This is a genomic window from Thermomonospora cellulosilytica (assembly GCF_014138835.1).
Taxonomy (GTDB): Bacteria; Actinomycetota; Actinomycetes; order Streptosporangiales; family Streptosporangiaceae; genus Thermomonospora; species Thermomonospora amylolytica.
This window is the reverse complement of record NZ_JACJII010000001.1, coordinates 6,981,487-7,006,669: the sequence shown is the minus strand read 5'-3', so window position 1 is coordinate 7,006,669 and position 25,183 is coordinate 6,981,487. Positions and strand designations below refer to the sequence as shown.

The window sequence follows — 25,183 nt, the reverse complement described above, 5'->3', positions numbered from 1 at the left end:
AGACACCCGGCTCCGGATGGTCCATGCTGCGGCACGAACGCACGTCGCCGCCACGACACAAGCGCCCCGCTGTGCGGAAGGGAGCCGCCCCGTGGACAGCCGGCAGTGGGAACGGGTGCCCGACCATGTCCTTTACCGCCTGGTCCGGCACAACATCCAGAAGCTGGTGGAGGACCACCCGGGTGCGGCCGACGACATCGTGCCCGCGTGCCCGGACTGGCGGGTTCGGGACCTGGTGGCGCACCTGCTCCACATCTGCGAGCAGGCGATCGAACTGCTGACCGGCCGGGCCACGGGACCCGTGCAGATGAGCGGCGCTCCGGCCGCCGGCCGCGGACTGCCCGAGCTGCTGTCGACCTGGCGCGAGCGCGGAGAGGAGCTGGACCGCCTGGTCGCCCGCGGCGACGACCCGAGGGCGGCATGCTGGTGCACGACGCGTTCACCCACGAACTCGACCTGCGCGTCGCCGTGGGGGCGCCGGTGCCCGAGGATCACCCGGGTTATACGAGCGTGCTCGACCTGCCCGTCCGGGGCTTTTTCGACCGGATGGCCGAGCTGGGCCTGCCCGACCTGCGGATCGAGACACCGGGACGAGAATGGGCATCGGGCCGATCGGCCGCGGCGGTTCTCACCGCCGATCGCCACGACCTGTACCGTTCGCTCACCGGGCGGCGGACGCACGAGCAGATCGCCGCACTGGCGTGGAGCGCCGATCCGACGCCGTGGCTGCCCGCGTTCACCCGGGGACCGTTCCGTCCGCCCACGCGCCCGGCCGAGGGGATTCTCGCCCGCTCCTGAGCCGCCCGTTCCCCGGCGCGCCCGATCGGCGAAACGCGGCGGAGATCGGACCCGGCGTCGTCGGCCGGGCCGGATCCGGCCACGTTCAGGGGAGGGCATATCCCGTCGGCGCAACTAGCGTGTGGGGCACCGACTCCGAGGGACGGACATGAGCAGACGACCACTGGGCCCGCGCCCCGGGATCGGGTACGGGCATCTGGTGTCCACCACTCCCGGTGCCTTCGTCACCAAACGCGAGTGGATCATCCATCCCATCCCGGTCGAGCGACCGGAGCAGGGGCGGCTGGACCGGAAGGTGGAATGCGCGACCTGCGGCAGAGAACTGTCCATGCGGGTGTCCTCCCTGGAGGCGGCGAGGCGACGGCGGCAGATCTGGCAGGTGCTGGCGGCATCGGGGGCCGCGGTGGCGGTGCTCTGCGGGCTGCTGGCCCTCGTCGCCGGCGACGGACCGGGCGCCGCCTTGTCGCTTCTCGGAGCGGCGGTCGGCGCCGTCTTCGCCCTCAACGTCTTCATGCGCTCGCGCCTGGAAGACGGGGTGGTCATGCGCCGACCGACCCTGACCCGCATGCACGGCCACATGCTCCGATGGCCTCCCCAAAACTGAGCGCCGGAACAGACGCGACGTATCACACGGTGTGGCAAGCGGCCGACTCCTCGTCGGGAGCACCCGCGGGCCATGGGGTTGTCCTCCCAGAGGGAAGCGGGCCAACGCGATTCAACTCCGGCTGCAGAATGCGCCATTCGACGGTGATCAGCCGTCCGTGGCTCCGGAGCAGTTCGAAGCCCTCGGACACCTGATCGACCCGAAAGCAGCCGACGAGTCGTCTTCACACCGCGGCAGGCGTCCGGCGTCTGGAAGAGACGGTTCGTGTGGTGGCCGAGCTCGCTCTTCGCCGGAAGGTGTGTGACCCGCTTCACAGTGGAGTTCTGTCATGGATCGGCCCGCTGTCTCGCTCAGGTGGCAGGCGAACAGACAGGAGCAAGACCATGAAGCACCGCATCGTCGTCCTCGGTGCCGGCTACGCCGGGGCCTACTCGGCCGGGAACCTGGCCCGCCGCCTCCACCCCGCCGACACCGAGATCACCGTCGTCAACGCCGAACCCGACTTCGTCGAGCGGCTGCGCCTCCACCAGCTCGCGGCCGGCCAGGACCTCAAGAAGCGCCCGCTGGCCGACATGTTCGCCGGCACCGGGGTGCGGCTGCGCCTGGCGCGCGTCGAGGCGGTCGACGTCGAACGCAAGACCATCGCCTTGGACGACGGCGAACTCGCCTACGACACCCTCCTCTACGCGCTCGGCAGCACCGTCGCCGACCACGGCGTCCCCGGTGTCACCGAGCACGCCTTCCACGTCACCGCCCGGCCGGCGGCGCTGCGGCTGCGCGACCGCCTGGACGGCCTGGGCGAAGGCGGGCGCGTGCTGGTCGTGGGCGAGGGCCTGACCGGCATCGAGACCGCCACCGAGATCGCCGAGTCGCGGCCCGGGCTGAAGGTGGCGCTGGCCGCCCGCGGCGAACCGGGCGCCTGGCTCTCTCCCGGCGCCCGCCGCCACCTGCGCCGTGCCTTCGACCGCCTCGGCATCACCGTCCACGAGCACACGTCCATCGAACGCGTCGAGCCGACGCGGGCGATCGGCGCCGACGGCACCGTCTTCGCGTCCGAGGCGACCGTGTGGTGCGGCGGGTTCGCCGTTCACCCCATCGCGGCCGACAGCGGTCTCGAAGTCGCCGGCACCGGCCAGATCGTCGTCGACGACACCATGCGCTCGGTCTCGCACCCCGACGTCTACGCCGCCGGCGACACCGTCTACGTCATCGGCGAGAACGGCCGGCCGCTGCCGATGTCGTGCGCCTCGGCCGGTTACACGAGCATGCAGGCGATCGACGCGATCGTCGGACGCCTGACCGGCCGCAAGATCTCGTCCACCGCGCTGAAGTACTACGGCAACCACATCAGCCTCGGGCGGCGCGACGCGATCTTCCAGATGGTCGACAACGACGTCCGGGCCAAGTCCTGGTACCTGCGGGGCCGCACCGCCGCGCGCCTCAAGAACGGCATCCTCAAGACCGCCGCCTGGGGCACGGGCCACCCGACCTTCGGCATGCCGACCCGAAGGCACCGCCTGGCCGCCGCGCCCGAACGTTCCACTGAGGCGGCCGTCGCCTAGGGTCGGCCGCATGGACGCCCTCGCCACCGAGCGGTTCGAGGCCAGCCGGAACCGGCTGGCCTCGCTCGCGTACCGCCTGCTCGGCTCGGCCGCCGACGCCGAGGACGCCGTGCAGGACGCGTTCCTGCGCTGGCAGGCGGCCGACCGCGACCGGATCGAGGTGCCGGAGGCGTGGCTGACCAAGATCGTCACCAACCTGTGCCTCGACCGGCTCCGCTCCGCGCAGGCCAGGCGCGAGCGCGCGGCCGGCGCGTGGCTGCCCGAGCCGCTCCTCGAGGGCGACCCGATGCTCGGCCCGGCCGACACCTTCGAACAGCGCGAGTCGGTGTCCCTGGCCGTGCTGATCCTCATGGAACGCCTGTCTCCCAACGAGCGCGCCGTCTACGTGCTGCGCGAGGCGTTCTCGTACAGCCACGCCGAGATCGCCGACATCCTCGACATCACCGAGTCCGCCAGCCAGCAGCACCTCCACCGGGCCCGGCGACGCGTCGCCGCCGCGCGCCGCGCCGACGTCCTCGACGCCGCCGGCACCCGCCGGATCGTCGAGGCGTTCCTCGACGCCGCCGCCTCGGGACGGACCGAGCGGCTGATCGCGCTGCTCACCGAGGACGCGACCGCGATCTCGGACGGCGCCGGACTCGCCGGGAAACTGCTGCTGCTCCCCACCCCGGAGCGGGTGGCCGCCGCCGCACGGGGCGCGCTCAAGCCGAGCGAAGGCAAGCGGCGGCGGGTCGGCGGCTCCCCGGCGCTGCACGCCTGCGTGGTCAACGGCTCTCCCGCCATGATCGCCGTGCTCGACGACCGGGTGGTGGGCCTCGTGGTGTTCGAGATGCGCGAGGGCAAGATCGCGTCCGCGTACGGCATGGCCTCCCCGAAGCGGCTCGGCCGTCTCACCGCGGTGTGGTCGAAGCAGGAGCACGACGCACCGATCCTCGAGTCCTGGTGACCGCCGCCACGTAAGACCCGCCGGAGGACGGCGCCCGGACGAGGAACGACACACTCGATGAGCGACCGCACCATGATCGGGCCGCTCCCAGCCCCCATGGACAACCGACATCACGCGCTGAGGACCACCAACCCGACGAGCAATACCGCCCGCACGGCCCATGGCCGCACACACACGAAACCCCGGTGACCGCTGTCTCAGCAGGTCGACCGGGGTTCGATCTGATCTTCGAAGGTGCCCCCTGCAGGATTCGAACCTGCGCACACGGCTCCGGAGGCCGTTGCTCTATCCCCTGAGCTAAGGGGGCGTGCTCCCGGGGTGTTCTCCGGGTGCGGGAAAGAGGCTACCAGGGTTGGAGGGGTGCCGTGCACTCGGTTTCGGTGGGCGGGGGAGGGGCGGGTGGACTAGTCTCGCCGCCGTGAGCGTGGCGGAGGGGCGTGCCGGAGGGCGGTCGCTGGGCCGCGTGCTGGTGGTGGACGACGACGAGGTCATCCGGCAGCTCATCGCGGTGAACCTCCAGTTGGAGGGGTTCGAGGTGGCCACCGCGGTGGACGGGCAGGACTGCCTGGACAAGGTGGCCGAGGTGGCGCCGGACGTGATCACGCTGGACGTGATGATGCCGCGGCTGGACGGGTGGGTGACCGCGGTGCGGCTGCGGGAGAACCCGGCGACGCGGAACATCGGAGTGGTGATGATCACCGCGCGGGCGCAGGACCACGATGTGCGGCGGGGGCACGAGATCGGGGTGGACGCCTACATCACCAAGCCGTTCGACCCCAACGACCTCATCCGGACGGTGCGGGAGCTGGCCGCTTCGAGCGGGCCGTCCCCGGAGTCCAGGCCGTCCCCGGAATCCGGGGAGTCCACATAGTGGTCAACGAGGGCCTGTCCACATAGTGGTCGGATAATCTCACCCAGGTGACTCCAACCGAGGTGAGCGGGGCCGTCGCGGCCGCGGTCCGGGACGCCGTGCGCGACGGCGATCTGGCCGCCGGCGTGCCGGACGAGGTGCCGCTGACCGCGTTCGGGCCGGGGTCGTACGGGACGCCGGTGGCGTTGCGGCTGGCGGCGGCGCAGCGCAGGCCCGCGCTGCAGGTCGCGAACGCGATCGCCGGACGGCTGGCGGGCCGGCCGCGGATAGCCGAGGCCCGGGTCAGCGGGCCCGGGTTCCTGACCGTCGTGGTGGAACGGCCGGGAACGCTGGCCGCCGGGATCCTCGCCGAGGGACGTTCGTACGGGCGCGTCGACGGCGTCACGCTGGGCGGAGGCTGGCCGGACCGGCCGAGGACGTTCGACAACCCGGGGTTCTCGGTGCGGTACGCCTACGCCCGCGCCGCGGCGGTCCAGCGCCGCGCCGAGGCGCTGGGAATCCCGCTGGGCGATCCCGGGTTGCTCCAACAGGCGGACGAAGGCGTCCTGCTGGCGGCGCTGGCGGAGCTGCCCAGCCGCGCGGCCCAGGCCGCGCGCGAGCGGGACCCCGTTCCGCTCCGGCGGCATCTGGAACGGGTGGCCGACGCGTTCCACCAGGTGTACGAGCACTGCCCGGCGCTGCCCGTCGGCGACGAGAAACCCGGGGCGATGCACGCCGCCCGCCGCACGCTGGCGGAGGCGGTGCGCATCGTCCTCGCCAACGGCCTGAACATGATCGGCGAGAGTCCTAGAGAGCGGATATGAACAACGGAGCGGGCGAATGAGCCGGGTGCATCCGGCGGGGTCGCGTTACGCGGACGTACTGCCGGAGGAGCACCCGCTGCCGCCCCCGGCGGACCTGAACCACCTCGACCCCCAGATCTGGCCACGTTCGGCCAGGCGCGAGGACGGCGTCCTGACGATCGGCGGGGTCGACGTACGGGACCTGGCGGCCGAGTACGGCACGCCGCTGTACGTGTACGACGAGGACGACGTGCGCCAGCGGGCCCGTGAGTACGCGGCGGCGTTCCACGACGGCAGCGTCCACTACGCCGGCAAGGCGTTCCTGTGCAAGGCCCTGGTCCGGTGGCTGGACGAGGAGGGCCTCGGCCTGGACGTGTGCACCGGCGGGGAGCTGGCGGTGGCGCTGGCCGCCGGGTTCCCCACCGAGAAGATCACGATGCACGGCAGCAACAAGTCCGTCGCCGAGCTGGCCAGGGGGCTGGACGCCGGCGTCGGCCGGATCGTGGTCGACAGCTTCGAGGAGATCGCCCGCCTCGGCTACCTGGCCCAGGAGAAGGGCGTCCGCCCCAAGGTGATGATCCGGGTCACCACCGGGGTCGAGGCGCACACCCACGAGTTCATCGCCACCGCGCACGACGACCAGAAGTTCGGCTTCTCCCGGACCAGCGGGGCGGCGCTGGAGGCCGTCCGCCGGGTCCTGGACCTGAAGCAGCTGGAGCTGGTGGGCCTGCACTCGCACATCGGGTCGCAGATCTTCGACACCGACGGGTTCGAGGTGGCCGCGCACCGGCTGGCCGAGCTGCTGGTGGCGATCCGCGACGAGCACGGCGTGCAGCTGCCCGAGCTGGACCTGGGCGGCGGCTACGGCATCGCGTACGTGCCCGGCGACGAGCCGCACGACCCCAAGGCGATCGCCGACAGCCTGCGCCAGATCGTGAGCCGGGAGTGCCGCGCCTACGAGCTGGCGGTGCCGCGCATCACGGTCGAGCCGGGACGGGCGATCGTCGGCCCCGGCGGGGTTACCCTGTACGAGGTCGGCACCGTCAAGGACGTCGAGGGCCTGCGCACGTACGTCTCGGTGGACGGCGGGATGAGCGACAACCTGCGCACCGCCCTGTACGGAGCGGAGTACACCGCTGTGCTGGCCAGCCGTACCTCGGCGGCGGACCCCATGCTGAGCAGGCTGGTCGGCAAGCACTGCGAGAGCGGCGACATCGTCGTGCGCGACCTGTGGCTGCCACAGGACCTGGCCCCCGGCGACGTCGTGGCGGTGGCCGCGACCGGTGCGTACTGTCGATCGATGTCCAGTAACTACAACTTCGTCCCGCGGCCGGCGGTGGTGGCGGTGCGGGACGGCCGGGCGCGGGTCCTCATCCGGCGGGAGACCGAGGACGACCTGCTCCGGCTCGATGCGGAGGTATAGAGGGTGAAACCCCTGCGGGTGGCCCTGCTGGGCTGCGGAACCGTCGGTTCCGAGGTGGTCAGGCTGCTGCACGAGCAGGCCGCCGACCTGACGGCGCGGGTCGGCGCTCCGCTGGAGCTGGCCGGCGTGGCGGTGCGGCGGATCGACAAGGCCCGTGCGCACGTGACGCCGGACCTGCTGACCACCGACGCCATGAGCCTGGTCACCCGCGAGGACGTGGACATCGTGGTCGAGGTGATCGGCGGCATCGAGCCGGCCCGCTCGCTGCTGCTGGCCGCCATGAAGGCCGGCAAGTCGGTGGTCACCGCCAACAAGGCGCTGCTGGCCGAGGACGGCGAGACGATCTTCGGTGCGGCCCGCGAGTACGGCGCCGACTTGTACTACGAGGCCTCCGTGGCGGGCGCCATCCCGCTGCTGCGCCCGCTGCGCGAGTCGCTGGTCGGCGACCACGTCAAACGGGTCATCGGCATCGTCAACGGCACCACCAACTACATCCTCGACCAGATGGACGCGCACGGCGCCTCGTTCATCGACGCGCTGGAGGAGGCGCAGAGCCTCGGGTACGCCGAGGCCGACCCGACCGCCGACGTGGAGGGCTTCGACGCGGCGGCCAAGGCGGCGATCCTGGCGCAGCTGGCGTTCCACACCCCGGTCACCGCCGCCGACGTGCACCGCGAGGGCATCACCGAGGTCACCGCCGCCGACGTGGCCGGGGCCAAGGCGATGGACAGCGTGGTCAAGCTGCTGGCGATCTGCGAGCGGGTGCCCGACCCCGACGGCGGCAACGGCGGCCGGGGCGTGTCGGTGCGGGTGTACCCGGCGATGATCCCGCGGTCGCATCCGCTGGCCAGCGTCCGCGAGGCCTACAACGCGGTGTTCGTGGAGGCCGAGTCGGCCGGGTCGCTGATGTTCTACGGCGCCGGGGCCGGGGGCGCGCCGACCGCGTCGGCCGTGCTGGGCGACCTGGTGGCGGTGGCCCGCAACCGGGTCGGCGGAACGCGCGGCCCGGTCGAGGTGACCTACGCCGAGCTGCCGGTCCTGCCGATGGGCGAGACCGTCACCCGGTACTACATCCAGCTCGACGTGGCCGACCGTTCCGGCGTGCTGGCGCAGGTCGCCGAGCTGTTCGCCCGGCACGACGTGTCCATCCAGGCCGTCCAGCAGGACGGCCGGGGCGAGGACGCCCAGCTCGTCATCGTCACGCACCGGGCTCCGGACGCGGCGCTGGCGGCGACCGTGGAGGAGCTGCGCCGCCTGGACATCGTCCGCGAGGTGGCCAGCGTGATGCGCGTCGAGGCCGACGACGCCTGACGCCCGACCGGCACTAGACTGCGGCGCGACACCGCAGGTCATCACCACCGTGGGGGATCTCATGAACAGGGCTTGGCGCGGCCTCATCAACGAGTACCGCGACCGGCTCCCGGTGACCGACGCCACGCCCGTGGTCACCCTGCTCGAGGGCGGCACCCCGCTGCTGCCCGCCAACCGGATCTCCCAGCTCACCGGCTGCGAGGTCCATCTGAAGGTGGAGGGCGCCAACCCCACCGGCTCGTTCAAGGACCGCGGCATGACGGTCGCGATCAGCAAGGCCGCCGAGGAGGGGGCCAAGGCCGTCATCTGCGCCTCCACCGGCAACACCTCGGCGTCGGCCGCCGCCTACGCGGTGCGCGCCGGGATGACCTGCGCGGTGCTGGTGCCGCAGGGCAAGATCGCGATGGGCAAGCTGGCCCAGGCCCTGGTGCACGGCGCCAGGCTGCTGCAGGTCGACGGCAACTTCGACGACTGCCTGGAGCTGGCCCGCAAGCTCGCCGTGGACTATCCGGTGGCGCTGGTCAACTCGGTGAACAAGTTCCGCCTGCAGGGCCAGAAGACCGCCGCGTTCGAGATCGTCGACGCCCTCGGCGACGCCCCCGACGTGCACTGCCTGCCCGTGGGGAACGCCGGCAACATCTCCGCCTACTGGATGGGCTACACCGAGTACGCCGCCGACGGGGTCGCCTCGAGGACCCCGCGGATGCTGGGCTTCCAGGCCAGTGGCGCCGCCCCGTTCGTCAGGGGGGAGCCGGTGCGCAAGCCGCAGACCATCGCCACCGCGATCCGGATCGGCAATCCGGCCTCCTGGGACCTGGCGATCGCCGCCCGCGACGAGTCCGGCGGCGCCATCTCCTCGGTCACCGACCGCCAGATCCTGGCCGCCTACCGGCTGCTGGCCCGCGAGGAGGGCGTCTTCGTCGAGCCCGCCTCCGCCGCCAGCGTCGCCGGCGTCCTGCAGGCCTGCGAGCAGGGCCTCATCGAGCCCGGCAGCCGCGTGGTCTGCACGGTCACCGGGAACGGTCTCAAGGACCCCGACTGGGCCATCTCCGGCGCCCCCGCCCCCATCACCGTCAAGGTCGACGCCCACGCCGCGGCCTCCTCCCTCGGCCTGGCGTGAACGAGCCGCGGGTGAACGACGTGAGCGCGCCGGAGGCGCGCGGGCAGGGCGCGTGGGGCCGGCGGGCCGTGGTCCGGGTGCCGGCGACCAGCGCGAACCTGGGGCCGGGGTTCGACTCGCTGGGGCTGGCGCTGACGCTGTACGACGAGGTGACCGTGGAGGTCACCGAGGGCGGGCTGGTCATCGAGGTGGACGGCGAGGGCGCCGACGACCTGGCCGGGCGGGGCGAGCGGCATCTGGTCGTGCGGGTGCTGCGGCGGACCTTCGAGGTGATCGACGAACTGGCCGGATCCGGTCTCGGCCAGCCTCCGGGGCTGCGGCTGTCGTGCGTCAACCGGATCCCGCACAGCCGCGGGCTGGGCTCGTCCTCGGCGGCCATCATCGCCGGGATCGTCGCGGGCCGGGCGCTGCACCCGCACGGCGGCCTGCTGGACGACGCGGCGGCGCTGGCGCTGGCCACGGAGATCGAGGGGCATCCCGACAACGTCGCGCCGTGCCTGTACGGCGGCCTCACCATCGCCTGGAGCGGTCCCGGCGGGCCGCGGGCGGTGCGGCTGGACCTGGACCGCGAGGTCGTCGCGTTCGTGCCCGGCCACACCCTGGCCACCGAACGGGCCCGCGGGCTGCTGCCGCAGGTCGTGCCCCATGCGGACGCGGCGGCCAACGCGGGCCGGGCGGCGCTGCTGATCGCGGCGCTGACCGGCGGTGCGGACGACGCCGAGGTGCTGCTGGCCGCCACCGAGGACCGGCTGCACCAGGGCTACCGCGCCCCGGCCATGCCGGAGTCGGCGGCGCTGGTGGACCGGCTGCGCGCGGCGGGGATCCCGGCCGTGATCTCCGGCGCCGGACCCACTGTCCTTGCGTTCACAACCACCTCACGCGTTGATTCGATCCGCTCGGAAGTGGGTAATGGGTGGCTCAAACGCCCGCTGAACGTCGACCCCCATGGCGCATGCGTTCAGCCGCCTGCGTCGTGACACGTCAAGGACTTCGAACGCTGGGGAATAGCAGTGCGCTCGGGTGATGTTAGGCTGAATACCGCACCAGATGCCCCGCTCGGGGCCGGGTGCTCGTCAGCCACGCATCGTCAGGTCGGCCCTCGTGCCACGCCTGCTCCGCGCACGTGGCTCCCCGACACCGTGAGTTCCCGTTGTCCGGCGTCTCGGCAGAGCCTCGGACGAGGCAGGATCGGGGATGGCGCGAGAACCGTCCCGACCATCATCTGGCTGTGTCCAGACATCGCCGATGGCGACCCCATCGTGATCGGCAGAGCTCGATCTGGCGCCCCCGCCGGATCGCATCATCGGGTTGCCTGGCCGACGAGGGCCAACACCCGCTCCCTGGGAAGGACCCTTAGTGAGCGAATCCAGCGAACTCCTTACGGACGCTGCTAGCCCCGCAGCGCAGACCCCGGCGGGCCGTCCGGAGCAGACGGCCGCCCCGCGGCGCCGGCGTTCCGGCACCGGTCTGTCGGCGTTGGTGCTGCCCGAGCTGAGGGCGCTGGCGTCCCAGCTCGGCATCACCGGCATCGCCGGCATGCGCAAGAGCCAGCTCATCGCGGCCATCGAGGCCAAGCAGGGCGGCCCCGTCACCGCCGACAAGCCCGTCGCCAAGCCCGCCGACAACGGCGCCCCGGCCGAGCAGCCGAAGGCCGAGCAGCCCGCCGCGCAGGCCGAGGAGACGGCGACCCGCTCCGAGGAGCCCAAGGCCGACACCGAGTCCCGCCCGGCGCGGACCCGCCGTACCCGTTCCGCCAGGCGCGAGGAGGGCGGCGAGGAGCAGCAGCCGGCCGCCGAGGACAAGCCGGACAAGTCCGACAGGCAGTCCGCCGACAGGGGCGGCGAGCGCGCCGAGACCGCCGACCGGCAGGCCGAACGGGGCGAGCGCGCCCGGGCCGCGAGCGAGGACGGCGAGGGCGGCGGCCGGGAGGGCCGCAACCGCAACCGCAACCGGGACCGCGGTGAGCGCGGCGAGCGCGGTGACCGTGGCGAGCGCAATGAGCGCGGCGAGCAGGGCGGCCAGCGCAACCGCGGCCAGCAGGGCGGCGGCGCCGCCGAGGAGGACGGCGAGGGCGGCCGCGGCCGCCGGGGCCGCCGGTTCCGCGAGCGCAACCGCGGCCGGGGCGGCCGCGGCGACCGCTACGAGGAGCCGGTGATCAACGAGGACGACGTGCTGATCCCGGTCGCCGGGATCCTGGACATCCTCGACAACTACGCGTTCGTGCGCACCACCGGCTACCTGCCCGGCCCCAACGACGTGTACGTCTCGCTGGCCCAGGTCCGCAAGAACGGCCTGCGCAAGGGCGACGTGATCACCGGCGCGGTGCGCCAGCCGCGCGAGGGCGAGCGCCGCGAGAAGTTCAACGCGCTGGTCCGCCTCGACACCGTCAACGGGATGGAGCCCGAGCAGGCCCGCAACCGCGTCGAGTTCTCCAAGCTCACCCCGCTGTACCCGCAGGAGCGGCTGCGCCTGGAGACCGACCCGGGCGTGCTGACCACGCGGATCATCGACCTGGTCTCCCCGATCGGCAAGGGCCAGCGCGGACTGATCGTCTCCCCGCCCAAGGCCGGCAAGACCATGGTGCTCCAGGCGATCGCCAACGCGATCACCAAGAACAACCCCGAGTGCCACCTGATGGTCGTGCTGGTCGACGAGCGGCCCGAAGAGGTCACCGACATGCAGCGGTCGGTCAAGGGCGAGGTCATCCACTCGACCTTCGACCGTCCCGCCGAGGACCACACCACGGTCGCCGAGCTGGCCATCGAGCGCGCCAAGCGGCTGGTGGAGCTGGGCCACGACGTGGTCGTGCTGCTGGACTCCATCACCCGTCTGGGCCGCGCCTACAACCTGGCCGCCCCGGCGTCCGGCCGGATCCTGTCCGGTGGTGTGGACTCCACCGCGCTGTACCCGCCCAAGCGGTTCTTCGGCGCGGCCCGCAACATCGAGAACGGCGGCTCGCTGACCATCCTCGCCACCGCCCTGGTGGAGACCGGATCCCGCATGGACGAGGTCATCTTCGAGGAGTTCAAGGGCACCGGCAACATGGAGCTGAAGCTCAACCGCCAGCTCGCCGACAAGCGGATCTTCCCCGCCGTGGACGTGGACGCCTCCGGCACCCGCAAGGAGGAGATCCTCATGGCCCCCGAGGAGCTGCGCATCGTCTGGCAGCTCCGCCGGGTGCTGCACGCCCTGGACACCCAGCAGGCCCTGGAGCTCCTCATCGAGAAGATGAAGGAGACCAAGTCCAACGCCGAGTTCCTCCTCCAGGTCCAGAAGACCACCGTCGCCGACCGCGACTAGCTCATTGCCGCGGCTCCGCCGCGGCGGCTCGCGGGCCTGGGAACGCACGGCCGTTCGTCGTCGCGGGTCAAGATCGCTCGTTCCTCGCGATCTTGACCCGCTCCTCCTCACGACCGCGCGGGCCCGCTCGCGGTGGTCTTGAGGAACGAGGGGTGCAGGCTCTCGAAGACCCGCGTGGTTCCGACCACGCGGGTCTTCTGCTGTCCGGTGAAGTAGTGCCTTGGGCCCTGCACCCGAGGGTCTTGAAGGCCACCGCGAGCGGGCCCGCGTGGCCGTGAGGGAGGAGGCTTTCAAGATCGCGAGGAACGAGCGATCTTGAAAACGACGACCGCACGGCCACGCGCCCCAAGGCCCGCTCGCCGCGCGAGCGGAGCGAGCGCCATAAGCAGGTGGGGCTAGCCCTACCGGGGGGAGGGCGGTCGGCCGTATGGTCGGGGGCTCGGTCGTCCAGCAGGCTTGAGGGGTACGCGAGGACGGCTGGGAGGGCTGGCGTGAGCGAGACGGCGGTGGCGGCGGTGCCTGGGATCAGGCGCCTGGTGATGGGGCCGTGGAACCCGTGGGCGATGGTGCGGTCGTCGCTGACGTGGCGGGCCGCGGTGTATCTGGTGACCAGCCTGGCGTTCGGGCTGGCCTGGTTCGTCGGGCTGACGGTCGGGCTGACGCTGTCGGTGGCCCTGACGGTCATCTGGGTCGGGATTCCGCTGCTGGCGCTGGTGATGCTGCTGTGGCGGGGCGGGGCGATGCTCGAACGGCGGCTGCTGAAGGCGGCGTTCGGCGTGACGGTGCCCGATCCGTACCGGCCGATGCCGCCGTCGGCGGGGCTGCTGGGCAAGTGGCGGGCGATGGCGGTCGACCCGGCGACCTGGAAGGACCTGCTGTACCTGGGGCTGCGGTTCCCGGTGGCGCTGGTGGAGTTCACGGTGTCGGTGACCGTGTGGTCGGCGGCGGGCGTGTTCCTGGCCGCCCCGGTGATCGTGGTCGTCGAGGACACCGTGGTGGTCAACTTCGGGGACCTGCTGTTCTACTCGGCCGGCGATCCGGTGACCGCGCTGCCGCTGACCGCCGTGGGCGTGGTGCTGCTGCTGGCGGCGCTGTACGTGACGCGCGCGATGGCGGTCCTGCACGCCGGATACGGCGTTCTGCTGCTCGGCCCCAGCCGCGCCCAGGCCGAACAAACCAGGCTGCAGGCCCGCGCCGACCGGCTGCAGGCCAGCCGGGCCCGCGGGGTGGACGCCGCCGAGGCCGAACGCCGCCGGATCGAACGCGACCTGCACGACGGCGCCCAGCAGCGGCTGCTGGCCGTCGCCATGGACATCGGCCGGGCCCGCGCCAAGCTGGAGGAGGACCCCGAGGCCGCCCGCGCCCTCATCGAGCAGGCCCACGCCGGCACCAAGGAGGCCATCGCCGAACTCCGCGACCTGGCCCGCGGCATCTACCCGGCGATCCTCACCGACCGGGGCCTGGACCCGGCCATCTCCGGCCTGGCCGCCCGCGCCGCGGTGCCCGTCGAGGTCGAGGTGGACCTGCCGGAACGGCCCCCGGCCGCGGTGGAGAGCATCGCCTACTTCATCGTCGCCGAGTCCCTGGCCAACATCGCCAAGTACGCCCGGGCCACCCGAGCCTCGGTCCGCGTGACCCGCGAGTCCCACTGGGTCGTCGTCGAGGTCACCGACAACGGGGTGGGCGGCGCCCGCGCGGTCCCGGAGGGCGGCCTGGCCGGCCTGGCCGACCGCGCCGCCACCATCGACGGCATCCTCACCATCGACAGCCCGCCGGGCGGCCCCACCGTCATCCGGGCGGACCTGCCCTGCACCTGGTGAGGGGGCGGGCGACCTTGGCTCCGCAGAGCCCCGCCGCGGTCGCCCGGCCCCTTCCGGGGAGTCCGAGGGCCGCCCCGGGCGGACGGGTCAGCCCGCTCCCAGGTACGCCAGGACGGCCATCACGCGGCGATGGTCGTCCTGGGTGGGCGGCAGGTCCAGCTTGAGGAAGATGTTGGAGATGTGCTTCTCCACCGCCCCCTCGGTGACCACCAGATCCCGCGCGATCGCCGCGTTCGAACGCCCCTGGGCCATCAGCCCCAGCACCTCGCGTTCCCGGGGGGTCAGCGCCTCCAGCCGGTCCCCGCGCCGCCGCCGTCCCAGCAACTGCCCGATCACCTCCGGGTCGATCACCGTGCCCCCGGCGGCGATCCGCCGCACCGCGTCGATGAACTCCCCGACGTCCGACACCCGCTCCTTGAGCAGGTAGCCGACCCCCTGGGCGCCGCCCCCGATCAGATCGGTGGCGTACCGCTCCTCCACGTACTGCGACAGCACCAGGATCGGCTGCTCGGGCCGCGCCCGCCGCACCTCCAGCGCCGCCCGCAGCCCCTCGTCGGTGAACGAGGGCGGCATCCGCACGTCCACGATCGCCAGATCCGGCCCGTGCTCCTCCACCACCCGCGCCAGCCCGGGCCCGTCCCCGACCACCCCCACCGTCTCGATGCCGGCATCGGCCAGCAGCCGGACCAGTCCCTCCCGCAACAACACCGAGTCTTCCGCAATCACAACCCTCACCCGACGATTCTCCCGACCCGCACAACCTCCCGAAGGAGGACCGGGACCCCGCGCCCCCACGGACACGGGGAACTGGAAGGCGTGATCTCCTCCGTGGGAGAACCGAGACCCTGCACCCGAGGGTCCTGAAGGCCACCGCGAGCGCGCCCGCGTGGCCGTGAGGGAGGAGGCTTCAAGATCGCGAGGAACGAGCGATCTTGAAGGTGACGACCGAACGGCCGCGCGTCCAAAGGCGCGCTCGCTGCGCGAGCGGAGCGAGCGCGGAATAGGTCATGGCCGGGGCGTGTTCTTCGATCTGGCACACTTGATGTGCGAACGCCGCGGTACCGGTTCACGCCGCCCCGCAGGGAGCGTCCCGTCGAGGGCGCGGGGGTGCGAGGCGACCCGGCGACCGCCCCGATGCGAGGAGATATCCGTGAAGCCTGGTATTCACCCCGACTACGTCGTCACGACCGTGACGTGCACCTGCGGGAACACCTTCGAGACCCGCAGCACCGCCGCCAACGGCGTGATCCACGCGGACGTGTGCTCCAACTGCCACCCGTTCTACACGGGCAAGCAGAAGATCCTGGACACCGGCGGCCGGGTGGCGCGCTTCGAGCAGCGCTTCGGCAAGCGCGGCGGCAAGAAGTAGGACGAACCTCTCCAGGCAGACGGCACGAGCGGCCCGGGGACCGCGTGTCCCCGGGCCGCTCGGGGTCCGCGTTCGGCGCGGGCCCTGACCGGGGACCCACACCGTGAACCTCGACGAGCTGATCGGCGAATACGCCGACATCGAAGGCAGGCTGGCCGACCCGGCCGTGCACGCCGACCAGAACACGGCGCGCCGGCTGGGCAAGCGCTATGCGCAGCTGCGCCCGATCGTCGAGACCGCCCGGCAGGTGCGCTCGGTGGAGGAGGACCTGGCCGCCGCGCGCGAGCTGGCGGCCGAGGACGCCGCGTTCGCCGTCGAGGCGGACGAGCTGGCCGAGCGCAAGGCCGAACTCGAGGACCGGCTGCGCAAGCTGCTGATCCCGCGCGATCCCAACGACGACAAGGACGTCATCCTGGAGATCAAGGCGGGCGAGGGCGGCGAGGAGTCGGCGTTGTTCGCCGGCGACCTGCTGCGCATGTACCTGCGGTACGCCGAGCGTCTCGGCTGGAAGACCGAGATCATCGCCTCCCAGCCCTCGGACCTGGGCGGCTACAAGGACGTCACCGTGGCGGTGAAGGCCCGGCCCGGCGCCGACGGCGAGCCGGCCGGGGCCTGGGCGCTGCTGAAGTTCGAGGGCGGGGTGCACCGCGTGCAGCGGGTGCCCGTCACCGAGTCGCAGGGCCGCATCCACACCAGCGCGGTCGGGGTGCTGGTCACCCCGGAGGCCGAGGAGGTCGACGTCCAGATCGACCCGAACGACCTGCGCATCGACGTCTTCCGGTCCTCGGGACCGGGCGGGCAGAGCGTCAACACCACCGACTCGGCGGTGCGGATCACCCACCTGCCGACCGGCGTGGTGGTCTCCTGCCAGAACGAGAAGAGCCAGCTGCAGAACAAGGAGCAGGCGCTGCGCATCCTGCGTTCGCGGCTGCTGGCGATGGCGCAGGAGGAGGCCGAGGCGGCGGCCGCGGCCGAGCGCCGCAGCCAGGTCCGCACCGTGGACCGGTCCGAGCGGGTGCGCACCTACAACTATCCCGAGAACCGGATCTCCGACCACCGTGTCGGCTACAAGGCCTACAACCTGGACCAGGTGCTCGACGGCGACCTGCACAACGTGATCCAGGCGCTGGTCGACGCCGACACCGAACGCAGGCTGGCCGAAGCCCAGGGAACATGAACCTGCTGCTCGACGAGGTGGCGCGGGCGACGGTCCGGCTGGCGGAGGCCGGGGTCGCCTCGCCCCGCGCCGACGCCGAAGAGCTGGCCGCCGCCGTGCACGGGGTCAAGCGCTCCGAACTGCACACCGTCCCCGACTCGGCGTTCGACGCCCGCTTCTGGGAGGGCGTGGCCCGCCGGGAGGCGGGGGAGCCGCTGCAGCACATCACCGGCCGGGCCTTCTTCCGCTACCTGGAGCTGAAGGTGGGCCCCGGGGTGTTCGTCCCCCGCCCGGAGACCGAGGTGATGGTCGGCTGGGCGCTGGACACCCTGCGCGACATGGACGTGCGCGACCCGCTGGTGGTCGATCTGGGCACCGGCTCGGGCGCCATCGCGCTCAGCATCGCCCAGGAGGCCCCCAGAGCCCGCGTGCACGCGGTGGAGAAGGACCCCAAGGCCTTCGTCTACGCCACCCGCAACATCGAGGCTCTGGACGAACGAGGACGCGTCAGGCTGCATCTGGGCGACTTCGCCGACGCCCTCTCGGAGCTGGACGGCACCGTCGACCTGGTCATCAGCAACCCCCCGTACATCCCGATGACCGAGTGGGAGTACGTCCCGCCGGACGTGCGCGACCACGACCCCGCCGACGCGCTGTGGGGCGGCGGCGACGACGGCCTCGACGCGATCCGCGCCATCGAGCGCACCGCCCGCCGCCTGCTGCGCCCCGGCGGCCACGTCGCCGTCGAGCACAGCGACCGCCAGGGCAACGCCGTCTACTGGGTCTTCGCCGAGGAGCACGGCTGGCGCGACGTCCGCAACCGCCGCGACCTCACCAACCGCGACCGCTTCGTCACCGCCCGCCTGTCAACGGACTAACGACCTCCCAACCCGTTCCCCGCCCGACCCCTGCACCCGAAGGCGCCGAAGACCCTGCACCCGAGGGTCCTGAAGGCCACCGCGAGCGGGCCCGCGTGGCCGTGAGGGAGGAGGCTTCAAGATCGCGAGGAACGAGCGATCTTGAAAACGACGACCGCACGGCCGCGCGTCCCAAGGCGCGCGAGCCGCGCGAGCGAAGCGAGCGCAATAAGGTAGGCCTCGTGAGCCGACGTTACGACTGTCTGGAGCCGATGGAGCGGACTCGGGGGATCGCCGAGTCCGTGTCGGCGGTCCGCCGCGGCGAGCTGATCGTGCTGCCCACCGACACGGTGTACGGGATCGGCTGCGACGCCTTCACCCCCTCGGCCGTGCAGGCGCTGCTGGACGCCAAGGGACGCGGCCGGGACATGCCCCCGCCGGTGCTGGTCGGCTCGGTGCGGGCGGCGACCGCGCTGGTGGAGGACCTGGGGACGTACGGGCAGGACCTCATCGACGAGTTCTGGCCGGGAGCGCTGACGCTGGTGTGCCGGGCCAACCGGAACCTGTCGTGGGACCTGGGGGAGACCAAGGGCACGGTGGCGGTGCGGATGCCGCTGCACGACCTGGCCCTGGAGCTGCTCAAGGAGACCGGCCCGCTGGCGGTCAGCAGCGCCAACCTGTCGGGCCGCCCGGCCGCCCGCAGCGCCGAGGAGGCCGAGCAGCAGCTCGGCGAGAAGGTGTCGATCTACCTGGACGGCGGGCCGGCGGGGCTGGGCGAGGCCTCCACCATCGTCGACCTGACCGGGCCGGTGCCCCGGCTGCTGCGCGCCGGCGCGATCTCCGCGGAGAAGATCCGCTCGATCGTGGGCGTGCTGCTCACCCCCGAGGACGAGGCCGCGGACGAGGACAAGGGCGAGGACAAGGACGAGAACGCCGAGGCCGGCGCCGGGGTCTCCCTGGACAAGCCGGCCGCCGAGGACACCGGCGAATCCGCGGGCGGGCCCGCCAAGGACGGCTGACCGCGGGCGCGTTCCCCCGGGCGCTACGGTGGGGACCGGTCAATCCGGGTAAGCGTCTCGTGACGGACCGTCGATGCCTTCGGTGGGAACAATGCGCAGTATGCGTCGCGTGCTCTGGGCGATGGCGGTCGCGGTGGGGGTGTCGTCCGTGGTCGCCCCCTTCGGCCTGCCCGCGTCCGCGGCCGTGACGGGACGCGTGACGGGACAGGGCCAGGCCACCGCGGGCCCGGCGCCGCACGCGGGGGAGAGCATCCCCACCTACGACGTGGTGCTGCGGATCCGGTCGGACGGGGTGGTGCGCGTTCGCGAGACCATCACGTACGACTTCCAGGGCCGCAAGGAGCACGGCATCGTGCGCCGGGTGCCGTACCGGATCGACAACCGGCTGTACGGCATCCGCAACGTGCGCACCAGCAGTTCCACCGGTGCGCCCGCGCGGGCCGAGGCCTCCCGGATGCTGCACGAGGTGCGGATCAGGGTGGGCGGCCGGCACCGCATGGTCAGCGGCCGCCAGGCGTACGTGATCGAGTACGACGTCACGGGGGCGATGACGCCGCTGCCCGGGCGGGTGGAGTTCCGCTGGGACGCCATCGGGACGGGCTGGGACGTGCCGATCGGCGAGGTCTCGGTGCGGGTCGAGCTTCCGGGACCGGCCCCCCTCAAGGTGACCTGCCGGGCGGGCGCGGCCGGCCACGGCGGGTACACCCGGTGCGGCGGCAGGCGGGAGGACGGGCCCTCGGCGATCGACTTCACCCAGAGCGGGCTGCGCCCCCACGAGAGCGTCCTGATCCGCGCGGTGCTGCCGCAGGGCGCCGTGCAGGCCCCGCCCCCGAGGTACGCCCGGCCGCACTTCGACGCCTCCTGGCCGGGCCGCCTGCTGTTCGTCGCCGGCGTCGTCGCGGCCCTGGCGGTCGCCTCGGCGGGCCGGACGGTCCGCGCGTCGCGCCTGCCGGCCCGCTGGACGGGGATGTTCCTGGCCGTCACCGGCACCCTGGCGGTCGGCGTGGACATCGCCGACGACGTGCTGGCGCACGACATGTGGGCGGTCTCGATCGGCGACCCGGCGCTGGCCGGGCTGGGGGCGCTGGGCGCGGGGGCGGCCCTGCTGATCACGATTCGGCGGCGGCGCACCGCCGAACGTGAGACGGTGGAGGATCAACGGGCATAGAGTTGGTCACACCGAACCTTTTCCAGCGTCGGCGCCGTCCCGTCTCGGCCACCATGACGGTGGGCGCGTCCGTCCCTGACGGGGGCCGCCGGAGCCCGTCGCAGGAGGTTCGTTCCGCGCCCGGCGAACCGCCCGGTCACGGGCGGCATCTGTATGAAGACGGCGAAACTCCGGAGGGCGGCGCGTACGGCGCCGCCGGCCGGCCCGCCGGGGACGCGAACGGTGAGGAGGAGATCGGGCATGCGGGAGTACCTGCTCATCATCCTCGTCGCCATGGTGATCACGTACCTCACCGTTCCGCTGGTGCGGGCCTTCTCGGTGCGCTTCGGGGCGATGACCGCGGTCCGCGACCGCGACGTGCACGCCATCCCCACCCCGCGGATGGGCGGGCTGGCGATGTACTTCGGGATGCTGGGCGCGATGGTGGCGGCCAGCGGGCTGCCGGTGATGCGGCGGGTGTTCGACGACGGCGACGTCGACCGCGGGCTGCTGCTGGCCGCGACGCTGATCGTGCTGCTGGGCATGGCCGACGACCGGTTCGAGATCGACCCGCTGACCAAGTTCGCCGGGCAGGTCGCCGCGGGCGGGCTGTTCATCATGAACGGCATCCAGCTTTTCACCATCCCGCTGCCCAATGGCCAGCCGCTGGTGCTGCCGCCGGAATACAGCGTGCCGCTGACCATCTTCCTGGTGGTGGCCACCATCAACGCGGTGAACTTCGTGGACGGCCTGGACGGGCTGGCCGCCGGAGTCGTCGGGATCGCCGCGATCGCCCTTTTCGCCTACGCCTCGCTGCTGTCGTTCGAGGAGGGGCTGTCCCGGATCCAGCCCGCCACGCTGACCACCGCGGTGCTCATCGGGATGTGCGCCGGATTCCTGCCGCACAATTTCAACCCCGCCCGGATCTTCATGGGGGACACCGGCTCCATGCTGATCGGGCTGCTGCTCAGCGCGGCGATGATCCTGCTGACCGGCCAGTTCGACACCGCCGTGATCGGCTCGGTGACGCAGATCCCGTTCTTCCTGCCGATTCTTCTGGTGCCGCTGGTGGTGGCGGTTCCCTACATCGACATGCTGCTGGCGGTATGGCGCCGGACCAATCAGGGAAGGTCGCCGTTCGCGCCCGACAAACTGCACCTGCACCACCGGCTGCTGGAGCTCGGGCATTCGCATCGCCGGGCCGTTCTGGTGATGTATTTCTGGGTCGGCCTGCTGGCCTCCTGCGTGGTCGCCCTGTCGCTGGTGAAGTCCATTCCGCTGGTGCTGTCGGTGACCGGTCTGGTGGCGGTGGCCGGGGTGGTCGGCCTGATCGCCGAACCGTGGCGGCGGCGCCGGCCGAGGCCCTCGCCGGAGCCGGTGACCGCGCCCCGCGCCCGCGAGCACGTCTAGCGTCCGGAGCCGACCGCAACCGTTCGGTCACAAGGGTTGAACCATGCTGTGAACGGCTGGGACTCTTGTGGCGCATGGTGACGCAGAGCCATGACGTGATGGGTCATTGTGGGCGATCCAAGAGCTTGTGATACCTTTCACGAGCAAGCGCCGAACACTCACCGTGACCAGCCGGAGTCTTTCATGCACGCTTCCGACGCCCGGATCCTCCGTGGCGCCGCGCTCCCGACTGGCGTCGCCGGTGTCGTCGCCATCGTGGTCGGCACGCTGATCAGCGGGGTCGAGGGCGCCCTCGGGGCGGCCCTGGGCACCGTGGTGGCCATCGCGTTCTTCGGAATCAGCGTGGTCGCCGTGGGTTATGCCGCCAAGATCTCGCCGCAGCTGATGTTCACCGCCGCGATGGCCAGCTATCTGGTCAAGATCCTGGCGATGTTCGTGCTGATCGCGCTGTTCCAGGACGCCACGGCGTTCGACCCGCAGGTGTTCGGCTATTCGATTCTCGCGCTGACCGTGGTCTGGATCGCGGCGGAGATCCGCGTCACCCTCCGGGCGAAGACGACCTACGTCGACGACCCCGCCGAGTCCTCGGGCGCCCCGCGTTCGCAGGACGCCGGCGCCTCCGCCCCGATCGGGCCCTCGGCCGGCCGGAGCCCGTGATGACGCACCCGCTCGGTCGCTCCGCCCCGGCCCGCCGGCGTGCTGACTACTCCGATATGACCATGGGGGGAGTGGCCTGCTATGGTCCGTCCTGCGATGAGCGGGGAGGGGCACCAGCCCGACCAGCAGCCCGGGGACTCGGATCCGCACGCCGATCACCAGCGCTTCGCCAATGCGGCGTGGTCGATCCCGAGCTACCTGCTGTCCGGCATGGCCGTGTACGGCGGGCTCGGCTGGCTGCTGGATCGCTGGCTGGGCACCTCGGCTTTGCTCCCGATCGGGATCCTGGTCGGCCTCGGTCTCGCGCTCTACTCGGTCTACCTCCGCTTCGGCCGCTGACGGCGAACGCCCCGGCGGCGAGGCGGCGGCGGGCCGCCCTGACCATCGAGCCCCCCGGGCACGCACCTGAGCACCGCACTAGCTACGACGAAGGGACTGCCGCGTGAGCGCGCCGCACTACCTCGCCTCTCCCGGCGGTGGGGAGGAGTTCCAGGCCCCCGGGCTGGAGATCTTCGAGTTCGCCCCGCTGTGGCACGGTGCCCCGAGCTGGCTGACCAAGCCCGTGCTCATCGCCGCGCTGAGCGTGATCATCGTGTGCGCCTTCTTCTGGGCGGCGTTCAACAAGCCCAAGCTGGTGCCGCGCGGGGTGCAGAACCTCGGCGAGATCGGCTACCTGTTCGTGCGCGACCAGGTGGCCCGGCCGATGATCGGCAAGGACGGGGACAAGTGGATGCCGTTCCTGGTGTCCGTCTTCTTCTTCATCCTGATCATCAACTGGATGGGCGTCATCCCGGTGATGCAGATGCCCATCGCCTCGCACATCGCCTTCCCGATCGTGCTGGCCCTGGTGGTCTACCTGATGATGTGGTTCCTGAGCATCAAGCACCAGGGCCTCGTCGGGTGGTTCAAGAACATGATGTTCCCGCCGGGCCTGCCCAAGCCGCTGTACCTGCTGTACGCGCCGATCGAGCTGCTGTCGGTGATCATTCTCCGTCCGTTCACCCACTCGGTCCGGTTGTTCGCGAACATGTTCGCCGGGCACCTGCTGCTGGCCTTCTTCGCCACCGTGGCCTACTGGTTCCTGTTCGAGAAGCTGACCGCGCTGGGCGCCGGCCTGGGCGTGGTGGGCTTCCTGATGACCATCGTGATGACCGGCTTCGAGATGTTCGTGCAGGCGCTGCAGGCGTTCATCTTCGCCCTGCTGGCCGCCTCCTACATCGCCGGCGCCATCCACCCCGAGCACTGACCGACCACCAACCCGCCAACCCGAGCTCCGGTGGGCAGAGCCCACCGGCCGACTGAGAAGGAAAACGCATGTTCCTCGCTGAAGTGACCGGCAACCTCGGCTCCATCGCGTACGGTCTGGCCGCCATCGGCCCCGGCATCGGCGTGGGCATCATCTTCGGCCAGGGTGTGCAGGCCATCGCCCGCCAGCCGGAGCTGACCAACGTCATCCGCACCAACATGCTGCTGGGCTTCGCGCTCACCGAGGCGCTGGCGCTGATCGGTTTCGTCGTGCCGTTCGTGCACAGCTGATCGCCACGCCTTCCCACCACCCATCTGACCGGAAGGTGGACCCCTGATGTTCTTCCTGGCTCAAGAGGGCGAGGCGCACAACCCGCTGCTGCCCGCTCCCGCTGAGCTCGTCGTCGGCACGATCTCGTTCGCGATCGTGCTGCTGCTGGTGGGCTGGAAGCTCGTCCCGCAGATCCAGAAGACCCTCGCCGAGCGCACCGACGCCATCGAGGGCGGGCTGAAGCGGGCCGAGGAGGCCCAGCGCAAGGCCCAGGAGACGCTGGAGCAGTACCAGGCCCAGCTCGCCGAGGCGCGTACCGAGGCGGCGCGGCTGCGCGAGAAGGCCCGCGAGGAGGGCGCGCAGATCGTCGCCGAGATGCGCGAGCAGGCGCAGGCCGAGGCCCGCCGGATCGTGGAGTCCGCGCAGGCCACCATCGAGGCCGAGCGGCAGCAGGCGCTGCAGCAGCTGCGCGCCGAGGTGGGCGCCCTGTCGGTCGAGCTGGCGGGCCGGATCGTCGGTGAGGCGCTGACCGACCAGGCGACCCAGAGCCGGGTGGTCGACCGGTTCCTGGCCGAGCTGGAGGACCGCACCCGCACCCAGGAGCCCGCATGACCTCTGCCGTGATCGGAGCGGTCGCCCGCGCCTCGCTGGCCGAGGCGCGGGAGCGGCTGGAGTCCGTGCTGGCCACCGCCGACAAGGCGGTGCTGGGCGGGGAGCTGTTCGCGGTGCTGCACCTGGTGGACCGCGAGCACGGGCTGCGCCGGGCCATCTCCGACCCGGCGGCCAACCCCCAGGCCAAGGCCGACCTGGTGGCGGGACTGCTGCAGGGCAAGGTCTCGGCCGCCGCGGTGTCGGTGGTGCAGGACCTGGTCCGGCTGCGCTGGACCCGTCCCTCCGAGCTGGCCGACGCCCTGGAGACCCTGGCGGTGACCGCCGAGGCGGCCCGCGCGGAGTCCGAGGGCGTGCTGGACGACCTGGAGGACGAGCTGTTCCGGTTCTCCCGGATCCTGGAGTCCGAGCCGCAGCTGCGGTCGGCGCTGACCAACCCGGCGCTGCCCGACGAGCGCAAGGTCCAGGTGCTCAGGGCCCTCCTGGAGGGCAAGGCCACCGCGTCGACCCTGCTGCTGGTCACCGAGCTCGTCGTGCATCCGCGGGGACGTAGCCTGGAGAGCGGGTTGGCGCACACCGGCCGCCTCGTCGCCCAGCGGCGGGAACGCCTGGTGGCGCTGGTGCGCTCCGCGGTGGATCTCACCGAGCAGCAGCGGACCAGGCTGGCGGCCGTGCTCTCGGCGGCCTACGGCCACGACGTACACCTGAACATCGAGCTCGACCCGAGCGTGCTGGGCGGCCTGTCCATCCAGATCGGGGACGAGGTCATCGACGGCACGATCGCCGGCCGGCTGGACGAGGTCCGGCGCCGGCTGGGCGGCTCGTGACGAGCTGACGAGCTGACGAGCGCGTGGCCGAGACGAGTCGGCGCGGGCTGATCAATGCAGACTGAGCTGACCCTTAAGG

The 25,183-nt window shown here is 72.0% G+C and carries 25 protein-coding genes, 1 tRNA gene and 1 pseudogene; 25 read left to right on the top strand and 2 right to left on the bottom strand.

From position 1 onward, the window contains the following. Positions 1-16: 16 nt before the first annotated feature. From HNR21_RS36705 to HNR21_RS33005, 5 genes and pseudogenes are all read left to right on the top strand, one after another. A pseudogene (locus tag HNR21_RS36705) lies at positions 17-418 on the top strand (maleylpyruvate isomerase N-terminal domain-containing protein); the annotation flags it as partial. Between the two features lie 2 nt (positions 419-420). Then, positions 421-798, top strand: coding sequence for a hypothetical protein (locus HNR21_RS35735; protein WP_246442416.1), 378 nt, complete (start codon positions 421-423; stop codon positions 796-798). A 148-nt stretch (positions 799-946) separates the two neighbouring features. After that, complete coding sequence (locus tag HNR21_RS33015; protein ID WP_182708199.1) at positions 947-1,402, top strand: hypothetical protein; 456 nt, start codon at positions 947-949, stop codon at positions 1,400-1,402. Between the two features lie 383 nt (positions 1,403-1,785). Next, a complete protein-coding gene (locus HNR21_RS33010) occupies positions 1,786-2,964 on the top strand; it encodes an NAD(P)/FAD-dependent oxidoreductase (protein ID WP_182708198.1) in 1,179 nt (392 codons plus the stop codon). 10 nt (positions 2,965-2,974) lie between these two features. Then, the gene (locus tag HNR21_RS33005) at positions 2,975-3,910 is read left to right on the top strand and encodes a sigma-70 family RNA polymerase sigma factor (protein ID WP_182708197.1); all 936 of its coding nucleotides are present in this window, start codon (positions 2,975-2,977) and stop codon (positions 3,908-3,910) included. A gap of 235 nt (positions 3,911-4,145) precedes the next feature. Here HNR21_RS33005 and HNR21_RS33000 read toward each other — a convergent pair. Then, positions 4,146-4,217 (bottom strand) — tRNA-Arg (locus HNR21_RS33000). Positions 4,218-4,373: 156 nt separating this feature from the next. Between HNR21_RS33000 and HNR21_RS32995 the strand changes: the two genes are divergently transcribed. From HNR21_RS32995 to HNR21_RS32960, 8 genes are all read left to right on the top strand, one after another. Beyond that, positions 4,374-4,781, top strand: coding sequence for a response regulator transcription factor (locus tag HNR21_RS32995; protein WP_182708965.1), 408 nt, complete (start codon positions 4,374-4,376; stop codon positions 4,779-4,781). 47 nt (positions 4,782-4,828) lie between these two features. After that, positions 4,829-5,584 (top strand): DALR anticodon-binding domain-containing protein, encoded by a 756-nt coding sequence (locus HNR21_RS32990; RefSeq protein WP_182708196.1) that lies wholly within the window; start codon positions 4,829-4,831, stop codon positions 5,582-5,584. Positions 5,585-5,600: 16 nt separating this feature from the next. Beyond that, the gene (gene lysA, locus HNR21_RS32985; protein ID WP_182708195.1) at positions 5,601-6,986 is read left to right on the top strand and encodes a diaminopimelate decarboxylase; all 1,386 of its coding nucleotides are present in this window, start codon (positions 5,601-5,603) and stop codon (positions 6,984-6,986) included. Between the two features lie 3 nt (positions 6,987-6,989). Beyond that, positions 6,990-8,297, top strand: a complete 1,308-nt coding sequence (locus HNR21_RS32980) for a homoserine dehydrogenase (RefSeq protein ID WP_312881489.1) — start codon at positions 6,990-6,992, stop codon at positions 8,295-8,297. 61 nt (positions 8,298-8,358) lie between these two features. Next, complete coding sequence (gene thrC / locus HNR21_RS32975) at positions 8,359-9,417, top strand: threonine synthase (RefSeq protein ID WP_182708194.1); 1,059 nt, start codon at positions 8,359-8,361, stop codon at positions 9,415-9,417. An 11-nt stretch (positions 9,418-9,428) separates the two neighbouring features. Further along, on the top strand, positions 9,429-10,394 hold the full coding sequence (gene thrB, locus HNR21_RS32970; protein ID WP_446697338.1) for a homoserine kinase: 966 nt from the start codon (positions 9,429-9,431) through the stop codon (positions 10,392-10,394). 379 nt (positions 10,395-10,773) lie between these two features. After that, on the top strand, positions 10,774-12,717 hold the full coding sequence (gene rho, locus HNR21_RS32965) for a transcription termination factor Rho (RefSeq protein ID WP_182708193.1): 1,944 nt from the start codon (positions 10,774-10,776) through the stop codon (positions 12,715-12,717). Between the two features lie 491 nt (positions 12,718-13,208). Then, entirely contained in the window at positions 13,209-14,537 is a 1,329-nt protein-coding gene (locus tag HNR21_RS32960; protein WP_312881488.1) for a sensor histidine kinase, read from the top strand. An 87-nt stretch (positions 14,538-14,624) separates the two neighbouring features. On the opposite strand, the gene HNR21_RS32955 is transcribed toward HNR21_RS32960, so the two are convergent. After that, positions 14,625-15,272 (bottom strand): response regulator transcription factor, encoded by a 648-nt coding sequence (locus HNR21_RS32955; protein WP_119728843.1) that lies wholly within the window; start codon positions 15,270-15,272, stop codon positions 14,625-14,627. Positions 15,273-15,687: 415 nt separating this feature from the next. Here HNR21_RS32955 and rpmE point away from each other — a divergent pair, with 415 nt between their 5' ends. The 12 genes from rpmE to HNR21_RS32895 all read left to right on the top strand — a co-directional run bounded on the left by rpmE (position 15,688) and on the right by HNR21_RS32895 (position 25,104). Further along, a complete protein-coding gene (rpmE, locus tag HNR21_RS32950) occupies positions 15,688-15,906 on the top strand; it encodes a 50S ribosomal protein L31 (RefSeq protein ID WP_119728844.1) in 219 nt (72 codons plus the stop codon). Positions 15,907-16,009: 103 nt separating this feature from the next. Then, the gene (prfA, locus tag HNR21_RS32945; RefSeq protein WP_119728845.1) at positions 16,010-17,083 is read left to right on the top strand and encodes a peptide chain release factor 1; all 1,074 of its coding nucleotides are present in this window, start codon (positions 16,010-16,012) and stop codon (positions 17,081-17,083) included. Beyond that, positions 17,080-17,940, top strand: coding sequence for a peptide chain release factor N(5)-glutamine methyltransferase (gene prmC, locus HNR21_RS32940; protein WP_119728846.1), 861 nt, complete (start codon positions 17,080-17,082; stop codon positions 17,938-17,940). Before prfA ends, prmC begins: the two co-directional genes overlap by 4 nt. A gap of 221 nt (positions 17,941-18,161) precedes the next feature. After that, the gene (locus tag HNR21_RS32935; RefSeq protein ID WP_182708192.1) at positions 18,162-18,938 is read left to right on the top strand and encodes an L-threonylcarbamoyladenylate synthase; all 777 of its coding nucleotides are present in this window, start codon (positions 18,162-18,164) and stop codon (positions 18,936-18,938) included. Between the two features lie 100 nt (positions 18,939-19,038). Continuing rightward, entirely contained in the window at positions 19,039-20,106 is a 1,068-nt protein-coding gene (locus tag HNR21_RS32930; RefSeq protein ID WP_182708191.1) for a DUF2207 domain-containing protein, read from the top strand. A 240-nt stretch (positions 20,107-20,346) separates the two neighbouring features. After that, positions 20,347-21,495 carry an MraY family glycosyltransferase gene (locus HNR21_RS32925; RefSeq protein WP_182708190.1) on the top strand — a complete coding sequence of 383 codons (1,149 nt, stop codon included), beginning with the start codon at positions 20,347-20,349 and terminating at the stop codon, positions 21,493-21,495. 183 nt (positions 21,496-21,678) lie between these two features. Next, the gene (locus HNR21_RS32920; RefSeq protein ID WP_182708189.1) at positions 21,679-22,152 is read left to right on the top strand and encodes a Cg1360 family ATP-synthase-associated protein; all 474 of its coding nucleotides are present in this window, start codon (positions 21,679-21,681) and stop codon (positions 22,150-22,152) included. Between the two features lie 81 nt (positions 22,153-22,233). Then, positions 22,234-22,491: an AtpZ/AtpI family protein gene (locus HNR21_RS32915; protein WP_119728850.1), complete on the top strand. Its 258-nt coding sequence runs from the start codon at positions 22,234-22,236 to the stop codon at positions 22,489-22,491. A 103-nt stretch (positions 22,492-22,594) separates the two neighbouring features. Continuing rightward, complete coding sequence (gene atpB, locus HNR21_RS32910) at positions 22,595-23,398, top strand: F0F1 ATP synthase subunit A (RefSeq protein WP_119728851.1); 804 nt, start codon at positions 22,595-22,597, stop codon at positions 23,396-23,398. 68 nt (positions 23,399-23,466) lie between these two features. Further along, entirely contained in the window at positions 23,467-23,688 is a 222-nt protein-coding gene (gene atpE / locus HNR21_RS32905; RefSeq protein WP_119728852.1) for an ATP synthase F0 subunit C, read from the top strand. A 46-nt stretch (positions 23,689-23,734) separates the two neighbouring features. After that, positions 23,735-24,280, top strand: a complete 546-nt coding sequence (locus HNR21_RS32900) for a F0F1 ATP synthase subunit B (protein ID WP_119728853.1) — start codon at positions 23,735-23,737, stop codon at positions 24,278-24,280. Further along, positions 24,277-25,104, top strand: coding sequence for a F0F1 ATP synthase subunit delta (locus HNR21_RS32895; protein WP_182708188.1), 828 nt, complete (start codon positions 24,277-24,279; stop codon positions 25,102-25,104). Before HNR21_RS32900 ends, HNR21_RS32895 begins: the two co-directional genes overlap by 4 nt. Positions 25,105-25,183 lie beyond the last annotated feature (79 nt).